11 protein-coding genes are annotated in these 12,548 nt (G+C 71.2%); 1 reads left to right on the top strand and 10 read right to left on the bottom strand.

All coding sequences use genetic code 11. From position 1 onward, the window contains the following. Positions 1-2: 2 nt before the first annotated feature. The 3 genes from ACIRD8_RS13335 to ACIRD8_RS13325 form a co-directional block, all read right to left on the bottom strand. Positions 3-1,307 (bottom strand): extracellular solute-binding protein, encoded by a 1,305-nt coding sequence (locus tag ACIRD8_RS13335; protein WP_403989811.1) that lies wholly within the window; start codon positions 1,305-1,307, stop codon positions 3-5. A 254-nt stretch (positions 1,308-1,561) separates the two neighbouring features. Then, positions 1,562-1,864 carry a DUF3039 domain-containing protein gene (locus ACIRD8_RS13330; RefSeq protein WP_042837321.1) on the bottom strand — a complete coding sequence of 101 codons (303 nt, stop codon included), beginning with the start codon at positions 1,862-1,864 and terminating at the stop codon, positions 1,562-1,564. Between the two features lie 30 nt (positions 1,865-1,894). Next, positions 1,895-2,497 (bottom strand): YqgE/AlgH family protein, encoded by a 603-nt coding sequence (locus ACIRD8_RS13325; RefSeq protein ID WP_403989809.1) that lies wholly within the window; start codon positions 2,495-2,497, stop codon positions 1,895-1,897. A gap of 297 nt (positions 2,498-2,794) precedes the next feature. On the opposite strand from ACIRD8_RS13325, the gene murA reads away from it, so the two are divergent. Continuing rightward, a complete protein-coding gene (murA, locus tag ACIRD8_RS13320; RefSeq protein ID WP_014155976.1) occupies positions 2,795-4,135 on the top strand; it encodes a UDP-N-acetylglucosamine 1-carboxyvinyltransferase in 1,341 nt (446 codons plus the stop codon). A gap of 349 nt (positions 4,136-4,484) precedes the next feature. On the opposite strand, the gene ACIRD8_RS13315 is transcribed toward murA, so the two are convergent. The 7 genes from ACIRD8_RS13315 to ACIRD8_RS13285 all read right to left on the bottom strand — a co-directional run bounded on the left by ACIRD8_RS13315 (position 4,485) and on the right by ACIRD8_RS13285 (position 12,531). Continuing rightward, positions 4,485-4,766, bottom strand: coding sequence for an HU family DNA-binding protein (locus ACIRD8_RS13315; protein ID WP_003968811.1), 282 nt, complete (start codon positions 4,764-4,766; stop codon positions 4,485-4,487). Positions 4,767-5,168: 402 nt separating this feature from the next. After that, positions 5,169-6,602: an NAD-dependent malic enzyme gene (locus tag ACIRD8_RS13310; RefSeq protein ID WP_403989807.1), complete on the bottom strand. Its 1,434-nt coding sequence runs from the start codon at positions 6,600-6,602 to the stop codon at positions 5,169-5,171. 643 nt (positions 6,603-7,245) lie between these two features. Continuing rightward, a complete protein-coding gene (locus ACIRD8_RS13305) occupies positions 7,246-9,615 on the bottom strand; it encodes a HelD family protein (protein ID WP_403989805.1) in 2,370 nt (789 codons plus the stop codon). A gap of 84 nt (positions 9,616-9,699) precedes the next feature. After that, positions 9,700-10,566, bottom strand: a complete 867-nt coding sequence (locus tag ACIRD8_RS13300; RefSeq protein WP_403989803.1) for an anti-sigma factor family protein — start codon at positions 10,564-10,566, stop codon at positions 9,700-9,702. After that, a complete protein-coding gene (locus ACIRD8_RS13295; RefSeq protein WP_403989801.1) occupies positions 10,563-11,150 on the bottom strand; it encodes a sigma-70 family RNA polymerase sigma factor in 588 nt (195 codons plus the stop codon). The genes ACIRD8_RS13300 and ACIRD8_RS13295 overlap by 4 nt, the downstream gene beginning before the upstream one ends. 130 nt (positions 11,151-11,280) lie before the next feature. Beyond that, positions 11,281-11,868 (bottom strand): CGNR zinc finger domain-containing protein, encoded by a 588-nt coding sequence (locus ACIRD8_RS13290; RefSeq protein WP_403989799.1) that lies wholly within the window; start codon positions 11,866-11,868, stop codon positions 11,281-11,283. Between the two features lie 99 nt (positions 11,869-11,967). Further along, positions 11,968-12,531, bottom strand: coding sequence for a GNAT family N-acetyltransferase (locus ACIRD8_RS13285; protein ID WP_403989797.1), 564 nt, complete (start codon positions 12,529-12,531; stop codon positions 11,968-11,970). Between the last annotated feature and the right edge of the window lie 17 nt (positions 12,532-12,548).

The raw sequence follows: 12,548 nt of genomic DNA, 5'->3' as shown, positions 1-12,548 counted from the left end.
CGTCAGCCCGCTTCGGCGAACGCCGCGTCCATCTTCTTCGCCGCGTCGTCCGAGGCGGTGGCCACGTCCTTACGGCCGCTGACGATCTCCTGGAACATGTTCGGGAGCACCAGCGAGGCGTCGATCTGGCCCCAGGCCGGTGACGCCGGGACGAACTTGGCGCCCGCGCCGAGCGTGTCGACGAAGGGGCCGACGAAGGGCTCCTTCTCCGCGGCGGTGTCCAGCACGTCCGTGTACGTCGGCAGGAAGCCCATGGCGTCGAACATCTTCGCCTGCGTCTTCTTACCGGTCAGGGACTTCATCAGGTCGACCGCGAGGGTGCGGTGCGAACTGCTCTTGAGCACGCCGATGTTGTTGCCGCCGGCGAACGCCGGGGCGATCGTGCCCTTCTTCACGCCGGGCAGCGGCACGACGGCGTACTTGCCCTTCACGGTGCCCGCCTCGACCGCGGCGTGGCTGAAGTCGCCGCCGATCGCCATTGCCGCCTTCCCGGAAGCGAAGGCGGTGACGGTCGCGTTGCCGCCCATGGCCGCGCACTTGGCCGCGGGGCAGTTGTCGTCGCCGAAGAGCGAGGTGTAGGCCTCGATGCCCTTCCGGGCCTTCTCGCTGTTGATGGCGGACTGGTAGGTCACCCCGGTCTCGTCGGCCAGCTCGCCGCCCCGCGCCCAGATGAACGGCATGGCGCCGTAGGTGTACGCGCCGCCGACCGCGAGGCCGTAGAGGCCGGGCTTCTTCGCGTGGATCTTCTTGGCGGTGGAGATCAGCTCGTCCTGGGACTTCGGGGGCTCGACGCCGAGGTCCTCGAAGACATCGGTGCGGTAGTACAGCGCCCGTACGCCGACGAAGAACGGCGCACCGTAGACCTGGCCGCCCACCGTCACGGACTGCTTGGCGGTCGGGTCGGTGTCCTTGGCCTCGTCCCAGGCCGCGAACTCCTTGCTGACGTCGGCCAGTCCGCCGTCCTTCACGTATCCGGCGGTGTCGGTGTTGCCGTACTCGATGAGGTCGGGGGCGCTCTTCGGGTCGTTGAAGGCGGCCTTGATGCGCTGGGCGCGGGTGTCGACGGGTATGTACTCGACCTCGACCTCGGCCCCCTCGTGGGCCTTCTCGAAGTCGGCGACCGCCGCGTCGACGACCTTCTCCTTGGGCTTGTTGCCGACCTCCTGGAAGAGCCAGACGCGGAGCGTCCCGGACTTCTTGTCGCCCTCGGCGCTCGTGTCGGAGGTCTGCGGCGCGCAGGCGGTGGCGGTGAGGCCGGCCAGCACAAGTGCCGCGGCCGGAGCGGCGATTCGGGCAGAAAGCTTCATCCGGGACCCCTACCGGTCAATCGTTGCATTCCATGCAACGTGCGTTTCGTTCTGCACAACCTGCAGGAGACTAAGGGCGCCTCACCACGCCGACAAGTGGTCTCAACCACTCTGTGACCCCGGGGTGCAGCCCGTGCAACGGCCCCGGGGCTCCCGGGCATGCGAACGGCCCCCGGGGCGCGCGTCTCCGCGCGCCCCGGGGGCCGGGGTCAGGGTCCGGACAGGAGGGAAAAAGGGATAAGAGGCCGGGCGGGCTACTTCTTGCCGCTGTTGTCCTTGCCGCCCTTGCCCTTGTCCTTGTCGCCACCGGCGCCCATGGACTCGTAGATCTCCTTGCACATGGGACAGACCGGATACTTCTTCGGGTCGCGGCCCGGGACCCAGACCTTCCCGCACAGCGCCACCACGGGGGTGCCCTCCAGGGCACTCGCCATGATCTTGTCCTTCTGGACGTAATGGGCGTAGCGCTCGTGGTCACCGTCGCCGTTCGACACCTGCGGCGTCGGCTCTACGAGGGTCCCCGTACCTGCCCCGCGCTCGGGCTCAAGAGTGCTCATAACTGCCAAGCGTACTGAAAGCTCCGCGCATCAGTTCACCGAAGGGTCGTCCGGATACGTCGCGATCATCGCGAGTTCGCTGCGCTGGCGCCGCAGAACCGCACGCCAGAGGTTCTCCGGGCGTGGCGAGGAGACATCGCCGGGCTCCGACTCGACCACGTACCAGGCGCCGTCCGAGAGCTCCGCCTCCAGCTGGCCCGGTCCCCAGCCCGCGTATCCGGCGAAGATCCGCAGCGAACCGAGCGCCGCGGCCAGCAGCTCCGGCGGCGCGTCCAGGTCCACCAGACAGATCGCCCCGTGCACCCGGCGCCAGCCGATGGGAGCCCCGCCGCCGCCCGGGCGGAGCCGGGAACCCGGGGAGGCCCCCTCGTCCCCGGGGATCACCGCCACGCCCAGCGCGGAGTCGAGCGAGACCGGGCCGCCCTGGAAGACCACGTCCGGCTCGCCGGTCAGACCGGCCCAGGACGCGAGGATGTCCCTGACGCCGACCGGGGTCGGACGGTTCAGGACCACACCGAGCGAGCCCTCCTCGTCGTGGTCGAGGAGCAGCACCACCGCACGGTCGAAATTCGGGTCCGCCAGGGCGGGCGCGGCCACGAGCAGCCGCCCTGTGAGCGAGGACACCTCCGTCATGGCACAGATGATCCCGCATCCCGGCCCTCCGTGGGGGCCAAGTGGCCCGCCCGGCCCCGGCCGGCGCAGCGGCGCAGCTCAGGGCGTACGGACGCCGCACGGGCGCACGGGGAGCGCTCGGCCGGGGGGCCGCCGGAGCGGCCTTGCGGACGGTGACCCTCCGCAAGGCCCGGGGAGCAGAACGTGTTGTGGCCGATTCATGACATTCGTATACCCCCCGGCGCCCTACGGAAGGGGGGCGTGAGCCCATTACCCTTTTGATGGCCCCCTGCCCGACCACTCCGGAACGCGAGATACATGACCGGCACAGACGATGTCCTGCTTGTCCACGGCGGCACCCCGCTGGAGGGCGAGATCCGCGTCCGAGGCGCCAAGAACCTGGTGCCGAAGGCAATGGTCGCCGCGCTGCTCGGCAGCGGGCCCAGCCGGCTCCGCAACGTGCCCGACATCCGCGATGTGCGGGTGGTCCGGGGGCTGCTGCAGCTGCACGGCGTGACCGTCCGCCCCGGCGACGAGCCGGGCGAACTCATCCTCGACCCGTCCCACGTCGAGAGCGCGAACGTCGCCGACATCGACGCCCACGCGGGCTCGTCGCGCATCCCGATCCTCTTCTGCGGTCCCCTGCTGCACCGCCTGGGCCACGCCTTCATCCCGGGCCTCGGCGGCTGCGACATCGGCGGCCGGCCGATCGACTTCCACTTCGAGGTGCTCCGCCAGTTCGGCGCGACCATCGAGAAGCGGGCGGACGGCCAGTACCTGGAGGCCCCGCAGCGACTGCGCGGCACCAAGATCCGGCTGCCGTACCCGTCGGTGGGCTCCACCGAGCAGGTGCTGCTGACCGCCGTACTCGCCGAGGGCGTCACCGAGCTGTCCAACGCGGCCGTCGAGCCGGAGATCGAGGACCTCATCTGCGTACTGCAGAAGATGGGCGCGATCATCTCCATGGACACCGACCGGACCATCCGGATCACCGGTGTCGACAGGCTCGACGGTTACACCCACCGGGCGATCCCGGACCGTCTGGAGGCCGCCTCCTGGGCGTCCGCGGCGCTGGCGACCGAGGGCAACATCTACGTGCGCGGCGCCCAGCAGCGCTCGATGATGACCTTCCTCAACACCTTCCGCCGTGTCGGAGGTGCCTTCGAGATCGACGACGAGGGCATCCGCTTCTGGCACCCGGGCGGCGCGCTGAACGCCATCGCCCTGGAGACGGACGTGCACCCCGGCTTCCAGACCGACTGGCAGCAGCCGCTCGTGGTGGCCCTGACGCAGGCCGCCGGTCTTTCGATCGTCCACGAGACGGTCTACGAGTCCCGGCTCGGCTTCACCTCGGCGCTCAACCAGATGGGTGCGCACATCCAGCTCTACCGCGAGTGCCTCGGGGGCTCCGACTGCCGCTTCGGGCAGCGGAACTTCCTCCACTCCGCGGTCGTGTCCGGGCCCACGAAGCTCCAGGGCGCGGATCTGGTCATCCCCGACCTGCGCGGCGGGTTCTCGTACCTGATCGCCGCCCTGGCGGCCCAGGGCACGTCCCGGGTGCACGGCATCGACCTGATCAACCGCGGCTACGAGAACTTCATGGACAAGCTCGAGAAGCTCGGCGCCAAGGTCGAGCTGCCCGGCGGTTCACTCGTCTGACGCTCCGCCCGGCGCGCTCCGGCGCGCGCACAGTGCTGCCGCACACAGCATTGCGCACCCCCGCACCACAGTCCGCCGCCCCGGCCCCCGTGAGGGACCGGGGCGGCGGACTTTTGCGTCCACCCGTCCCGGCCGCCCCGTACGGGCGCCGCAGAACGCCCGTACAGAGCCGAACGGGGCGGGTGGCCTCCCCCCGGGCCGACAGGGGGCGCCGGGGGGCCGCAGGCCGCCTCACAGCCCCCGTACGGGCGATGTGCGCGCGGCTGAAGGCTCCCGCGTCGGCCTCCGGGTATGCCGAAGGGCGGCCGCCCCGGTCAGGACGGCCGCCCTTCTTGATGCCTTGGGGGCCTTACTTGCCCTTGGCGGCTTCCTTGAGCTTCGAGCCCGCGGAGACCTTCACGCTGTAGCCGGCCGGGATGTTGATCGGGTCGCCGGTCTGCGGGTTACGAGCGGTGCGAGCGGCACGGTGGGTGCGCTCGAAGGTCAGGAAGCCGGGGATGGTGACCTTCTCGTCGCCCTTGGCGACGATCTCGCCGACGGTCTCGGCGAGGGCGGCCAGAACGGCGTCGGCGTCCTTGCGGGTCACCTCGGCACGGTCGGCCAGGGCGGCCACCAGCTCACTGCGGTTCATGTTTGTACTCCCGTGTTCTTCTTGCCTGTGAGGCGTGAGATCGAAGCCGATGCTGCCAGGGCCCTCTGACAGTCCCCGGACCCGGGTCTGATGTCAGACCCTCGCGCCCGAATACGCATCCTGCCCCCACCTGCGGCGCTAACGCCAATCCGGAACCCCTCGACGTCACACGAAAAGCACCACCGAATGCCTGTGATGACGTTCCGTCGACTTGTTGGAGCGGTCCGCAGCGGATGCCGGGCCTGTGGGGCTCGCTGCCCGCCCACCCTAAAGGGGCGTTTGGGACGCCGCGACCCGCGACGCGCCGGACGGGCCGCCCGGACGTGAGCTACGGCACCGTCCGCGGGAGCCGTGGCCGACCCCCGCGGACGGCGTGTGACAGGGCCGTGCGGTCGTACGGTCCTACGCGGGGTCGGACGCCGCCTCGGCGACGCCGGCCGCTTTCGCGGCCTCCCGGACGGCGCCCGCGACGGCGCCCGCGACCTTGTCGTTGAAGACCGAGGGGATGATGTAGTTCGCGTTCACCTCGTCCTCCGCGACGACGTCGGCGAGGGCGCGCGCCGCGGCGAGCATCATCTCCGTGTTGACGGTGCGGGACTGAGCGTCCAGCAGGCCGCGGAAGACACCCGGGAAGACCAGCACGTTGTTGATCTGGTTCGGGAAGTCGGAGCGCCCGGTGGCGACAACGGCCGCCGTCTCGCGGGCGATTGCCGGGTCCACCTCGGGGTCCGGGTTCGCGAGCGCGAACACGATCGCGCCCTCCGCCATGGCCGCGACGTCGGCGCCGTCCAGGACGTTGGGGGCGGAGACGCCGATGAAGACGTCGGAGCCGGCGACGGCCTGCTTGAGGGTGCCGGTGGCGCCCTCCGGGTTGGTGTTGTCGGCGATCCAGCGCAGCGGCGAGTCGGGGGTGGCGTCCACCAGGTCCTCGCGGCCCGCGTGCACCACACCGTGGATGTCGGCGACGACCGTGTGCTTGACGCCGGCCGCGATGAGCAGCTTCAGGATGGCCGTACCGGCCGCGCCGGCGCCGGACATGACGACCCGTACGTCACCGATGGACTTGCCCACCACGCGGAGCGCGTTGGTCAGCGCGGCCAGGACGACGATCGCGGTGCCGTGCTGGTCGTCGTGGAAGACCGGGATGTCCAGGGCCTCACGCAGCCGTGCCTCGATCTCGAAGCAGCGGGGGGCGGAGATGTCCTCCAGGTTGATGCCCGCGAAACCGGGGGCGATCGCCTTGACGATCTCGACGATCGCGTCGGTGTCCTGGGTGTCCAGGCAGATCGGCCAGGCGTCGATGCCGGCGAAGCGCTTGAAGAGCGCCGCCTTGCCCTCCATCACGGGGAGCGACGCCATCGGGCCGATGTTGCCGAGGCCGAGGACCGCCGAGCCGTCCGTGACCACCGCGACGGAGTTCCGCTTGATGGTGAGCCGGCGGGCGTCCTCGGGGTTCTCGGCGATCGCCATGCAGACCCGCGCCACACCGGGGGTGTAGATCATCGAGAGGTCGTCACGGTTGCGGATGGGGTGCTTGGACGCCATCTCGATCTTGCCGCCGAGGTGCATCAGGAACGTTCGGTCGGAGACCTTGCCGAGGACGACGCCCTCGATGTCGCGCAGACCTTCGACGATCTCGTCCGCGTGCGAGGTGGAGGAGGCCGCGATCGTGACGTCGATCCGCAGCTTCTCGTGGCCGGAAGCGGTCACGTCGAGGCCGGTGACCGAGCCACCGGAGGACTCCACGGCCGTGGTGAGCTGGGAGACCGCTGTGCCGCTCGCGGGCACCTCCAGCCTGACCGTCATCGAGTACGAGACGCTGGGCGCCGTTGCCATGGCCGAGTCCTTCGCTTTCCTGAGCTTCGTTGCCGCACGCAGACGGGGTACTGCCCCGTACGTGCGTTCCGATCGTCGCACCTACCGGCCGGTAGCCGGTAATGACTGCCACCTTTCGGAAACTTTCTTCCACCATACGAGAAGTGACGGTTCTGCGTAACCCCGGAACGGTCCGGATCGGCCCGGGTCACCCCCAGGAACATCCCGGCAACACAAACAGACCCGCGCCACCCTCAGGTGACGCGGGTCTGTCTTCTTGCTGTCAGGTGACACCGGCCCGCCATGCTCGCCTCGCGGCAAGTGGTCGCTCGAAGCGACGAAGGTTGGGCCCGGGGGCTTGGATCGAGCCGGTGCCAACACCAGGCTAACAAAGACCCCGGAAAAGTGATTCCCGTGCGCCGGGTTGACTCGGGAAAGCCTGGCGGCCTAAGGGCTGTCCCGTAATCCCTGGCGGGCGCACGACGACAGCTACGGCACCTCGCCGCGTTGTCGGAACGCCCGAATACATCCAGTATGCGGACGTCCCTCCGCCTTGCGATGCACCGCATCTGACGCCGTGCGCTGATCCACCAGGGATTACGGGACAGCCCTTAGGGCCTTTCGTTTGGATCAGGCGAGCCCGGCATGATCCAAACGAGAGGCCCTAGTCCCTCAGCAGGTCCGGGACACCGGCCTCGTCCGGCATGTCGCGCTCCCCGGAGACCACGGTGAGCTGCTGCGTCGCACGGGTGAGTGCCACGTACAGCACCCGCAGCCCGGCCGGGGACTCGTCGGCGATCTCCGCGGGAGAGACCACCACCGTGGCGTCGTACTCCAGCCCCTTCGCCTCCAGGCTGCCCAGCGCCACGACCCGCCCGCCGAGCTCCTCCAGCCACCCACGGGCCTCGGCGCGGCGGTTCATCGCGACGACCACGCCCACGGTGCCGTCCACCTCCGCGAGCAGCCTGCGGGCCTCCTCGCGGACGGTCGAGGCGAGGTCCCCGCCCCGTACGCTCTCGAAGCGCGGCTCGACCCCCGTCGAGCGGACCGCCGCCGGGGACTCCATCCCCGGCATGGCCAGCGCCAGCACCTTGGCCGCGAGCTCGGCGATCTCCGCCGGGTTGCGGTAGTTCACGGTCAGGGTGAACCGGCGCCGCGGCCGGTTGCCGAGCGCCTCGTCACGGGCGGCGGCCGCCTCGTCCGGGTCCGACCAGGAGGACTGCGCCGCGTCACCGACGATGGTCCAGGTCGCGTGCCGGCCGCGGCGGCCGACCATCCGCCACTGCATCGGCGTCAGGTCCTGCGCCTCGTCGACGATGACGTGCGCGTACTCCGTACGCTCCGCCGCCAGCCGCTCGGCCCGCTCCCACTGCGTCTCCTCGCGCTGCGGCATCAGCTCCTCCAGACCCGTGAGCTGGTCCAGCGGGCTCGCCTCCCGCTGCCTCTTCGGGCGGGCCGGGGTGCCCAGGAGGGTCTGCAGCTCGTCCAGGAGCGCCACGTCGTGGACGGAGAGCGGGCCCTTGCCGTCCTCGTCCAGCCGCTTCAGCGAGCGGGCGAGGCGGCGCACCTCGCCCTGGTTCAGAATCCGGCGCGCCCATCTGCTGAGCCGCCGCTCGTCGGACATCGCGGCCAGCACCCCGCGCGGGGTGAGCTCCGGCCACCAGGCGTTCAGGAAGGTGAGGAACGGGGTCTCGGTGGACACGTCCTCGTCGAACGAGGAACGCAGCTCCGCGACCAGCTCGGGGTCGGTGTAGCGGCCCCGGCCCGAGGACTTGTTCCACAGGGCGTCCAGGAGCAGCTTGCGGGCGCGCGGGCGCAGCAGGTTGACGGGTGCCGTGCCGCCGAGGACGTTGTGCCGGATCCGCCGGAGCTCGTCGGCCTCCAGCTCCACCCGGGCGCCGAAGGCCACCACCCGCAGCCGGGTGGGGGTGCCCGCCTCGGCCGGGGCCTCCCCGAACTCCAGCTGCCCCTCCTGCGGGGCGGGCCGGGGCGCGGGCTGCTCCAGCGCCCCGCGGGCCGCCTTGCGCAGCACGTGGAGCATCCGGGACGAGCCCTTGATCCGGGCGACGGCGGGTTCGTCGTATGTGGTCGCGCCCTCCACCCCCGCGGCCTCGTCGGACAGCGAGCCGACCGCGCGGATCGCGACCTGGCCCTCCTCGCCGAGCGAGGGCAGCACGCCTTCGGTGTACGCGACGAGGAGCGGGGTCGGCGAGACGACGAGGATGCCGCCCGCGTACCGGCGCCGGTCCTGGTAGAGGAGGTACGCGGCCCGGTGCAGGGCCACCGCCGTCTTGCCCGTGCCGGGGCCGCCGGCGACCTCGGTGACGGAGGCGGCGGGGGCGCGGATCACGAGGTCCTGCTCGGCCTGGATCGACGAGACGATGTCCCGCATCGTGTGGCTGCGGGCCTGGCCCAGCGCGGCCATCAGGGCGCCGTCGCCGATGACGGGCAGCTCCTCGCCCTTCAGCCGGGCGGTCAGCTCCGGGCGCATGAGGTCGTCCTCCACCCCGAGGACCTTGCGGCCCTTGGAGCGGATGACCCGGCGGCGTACGACCCGGCCGGGGTCCTTGGGCGTCGAGCGGTAGAAGGGCGCGGCGGCCGGCGCCCGCCAGTCGATGACCAGCGGTGCGTAGTCGGAGTCGAGTACTCCTATGCGGCCGATGTGGAGGGTCTCCGCGATCTCGGCCGTGTCGTCCTCCCCCACGGCGTCGTCGGCCGCCTCCACGGAGGTGAAGGCGCCGTCCGGGCCGCGTTCACCGTCCTTGCCGCGCAGCAGGTCGATCCGCCCGAAGAGGAAGTCCTCGAACTCACTGTTCAGCCGGTTGAGATGGACTCCGGCGCGGAAGACCTGTGCGTCCCGTTCGGCGAGTGCCCCGGGGGTGCCTACCTGGCCCCGTTTGCTGGCGTCCCGCATGAGAAATTCCGCCTCGTCGATCTTCTCTTCGAGACGGTGGTAGACCCGGTCCAGATGTTCTTGTTCGACACCGATTTCCCGGTCCCGCAACGAATCGACAGCGGCATCCTGCGCGGCCACCGAGGCCCCCTTCTGACGTGCATCGGGCAGCCGTCAACCGTACGCGAAAGGGGGGCCCGAGCGCACCTGCCGCCCGCATTGCGTTTACGCGTCGATCTCCACGAGCCGCTCGCCGTCGAAGGTGCGGACCTCGAAATGGTCGATGTCCCCGCGCGCCATCGCCGCGCCGCCGTGCACGTACAGGGGGTGCTGTGCGCTCGCGTGGGAGGAGTCCTCGATCCCGTATCCCCATTTCGGTACGGACCAGGAGGTGACGACCTCCTCGTCGCCCGACTTGGACACGGCGACCAGGCTGCATTTCTGCGGGCCCTTGACGTTCTTCAGTTCCAGGACCGTGTGCGTGCCCCAGGCCTTGGGTTCCATGCCGACCGTGGCGTCGACCCGGGTGACGGGATCGGTCGCGCTCAGCTTCTCCGGCATGTGGTGGAAGAAGGCGTCCTCGGCGGGGCTCGTGGGGTGCGGGTCGGCCGCCTCGACCTGCCGGCCCGAGTCCTCCCCCGCCGTGGCGGTGACCGCGACCACCGGGCCGCCGATCACGAGGACGGCCGCCGCGGCGATCAGATACCGGGTGCGCCGCCGCCGCTGGGAGCGCTTCCGCGTGACCTCGTCGACCAGTCCGTCCAGCAGCCGGGGCGCGGGGGGCTCCGGGACGTGCGGGACGGGGCGTGCGCCCGGCACGGCGGACGGTGACTCCGCGAGCATCGCCAGCATGGGTTCCATCCCGGCGAACTCGTCGAGATGCGCGGCGCACAGCGCGCAGCCTGCCAGATGGGCCTCGAAGGCGCTCGCCTCGGCGTCGTCGAGGATGCCCAGCACATAGGCACCGGCGGCGTCGTGCGCCTCGCCCTGCGCGGGGAACCCGAAGAGGTCGCCCGGAGGGTCCGGCGGTCCCGACGGGCGCCGGGGGGCGGCCGGGCGGGGCCCGAAGGGCTGCCAGTCCTGGTCGCTCATGCCGTGATCCCCCTCTCCTCGAGTGCGAGCTTCATGGAACGGAGTGCGTAGAACACCCGGGACCGCACGGTCCCGCTGGGGATGCCGAGCACTTCGGCGGCCTCATTGACCGTACGGCCCCGGAAGTAGGTCTCGACCAATGCTTCCCGGTGGGCCGGGGTCAAATCTTCGAGTGCGTCCGAGAGCGTCATCAGCCACAGCGCCTTGTCGATCTCGTCCTCCGCGGGGATGACCTCCAGCGGCGACGGATCGACCTCACGCGGCCGGGCCTGCCGGCTGCGATGGGCGTCGATGACGATGCGCCGGGCGACCGTCACCAGCCAGGGGCGGACGGAGCCGGTGGCCCGGTTGAGCGAACCGGCGTTCTTCCAGGCACGGATGAGCGTCTCCTGCACCACGTCCTCGGCCCGCTGGCGGTCACCCGCGACGAGACGCAGTACGTAGGCGAGCAGCGGCCCGGCGTGTTCGCGGTAGAGCGCCCGCATCAGCTCCTCGTCGGGGACGTCGGAGGGAGGACGGGGCGGTGCACCGCGATGTCGAGCCCTGTGCGGACGGTCATCGGCCACGGCCGCATCCTTGCGCACCCGAACCTCCCGGTCGAGACCCTGTCGAGCTCTGTGGCCATCGGTACGGAAACGGGCGCGGGTTCATTCAACGAGCGCACAACTTTCTTTCGCCGCCGACGATTTGGGATCAACTGCCGCACTCGCGGCGTCAGGTCACCGCCCTGACGCGGCGTCGGTGTCTGGCCACCCGCTCCCGGTTGCCGCAGACCTCGCTGGAGCACCAGCGGCGCCGCCGGCCCCGCGAGGTGTCCAGGTAGAGCAGCCGGCAGGCATCGCCCTCGCACCGGCGCAGCCCCGCCAGCGCGACCGGGTCCGTCAGCAGGTCCACGGCGTCCCTGGCCACCGCGGCGAGCAGTTCCCCGCACCCCGGGTCGGCGATCGGCGCCCGTACGAGGGCCCCGCCCCGGTCCCGTACGGCCCGCAGCCCCGGCGGGGCGCCCGCCGCCAGCGCGTTGACGCGCTCCAGCGCGTGGTCGGCGTTCCCGCCGGTCAGTTGGGCCGACATCAGCCGGTCGATTCCCGTACGCAACTGCCGGAAGCGCGCCACCCAGGTCTCGTCGACGGCCGCCATCGGGGTCCCGTACGGAACCAGCCGTGAGGCCACCAGCCACTCGGCGAGACGCGCGGGGCGGTCCAGCCGCTCGCACGCGCCGGAGGCCGGCCCGGTCGCCACCAGGTCCAGACAGACGCGCCCCGGGTCGAACCGCCGGTCGTACACGCCCGTGCCCGCCGCCATGAGCCTGTCACCGCCTCGGGGGTCCCCTGTGGAGTCACCCCCAGAGTGCCCGCATCCGGCCCGGCCCGGAACCCCTCCTGCCGCGCTGTCGGGCGGGCCTCAGCGCTGCGGCGGGCCGTCGTGCAGGATGCGCTGGAACATCCGGTGGTCCTGCCAGGCGCCGTTGATGTGGAGATAGCGCGGAGCCGTGCCGTACAGCTCGAATCCGCACTTCGCCAGGACCCGCTGCGAGGCCGCGTTGTCCAGGACCGTCCCGGCCTCGACCCGGTGCAGGCCCAGGCCGTCGCGTGCCAGCTCGCAGACCCGGGTGACGGCGGCCGTGGCCAGGCCCCGGCCGGCCTCGTCGACGTCGATCCAGTAGCCGAGCCGGGCGTTGCGGAACGGCCCGCGTTCGATGGAGGCGAGCGTCATCGCCCCCACGACCCGGTCCTCGTCGTCCACCAGCGCCCAGGGCATCGCGCGCCCCGCGTCCCGGTCCGCCAGCAGTCCGGTCAGCCGCTGGTGCTGGCCCTCGGGGGTGTAGAAGGCCTCGGGGCGCACGGGGTCCCAGCGCCGCATGTACGCGCGACTGCGGGTCAGGGTCTCGGCGAACGACCCGGCGTCGTCGAGGGTCACGGGCCTCAGCCGGACGCCGTCGGTCAGGGGGTGGATGTCGTTGATCATCCCCGCACCGTAGCGGC

Origin of the sequence: Streptomyces sp. NPDC102451 (genome assembly GCF_044765485.1) — a bacterium.
GTDB lineage: Bacteria > Actinomycetota > Actinomycetes > Streptomycetales > Streptomycetaceae > Streptomyces.
This window is presented reverse-complemented; position numbering and strand designations above follow the sequence as displayed.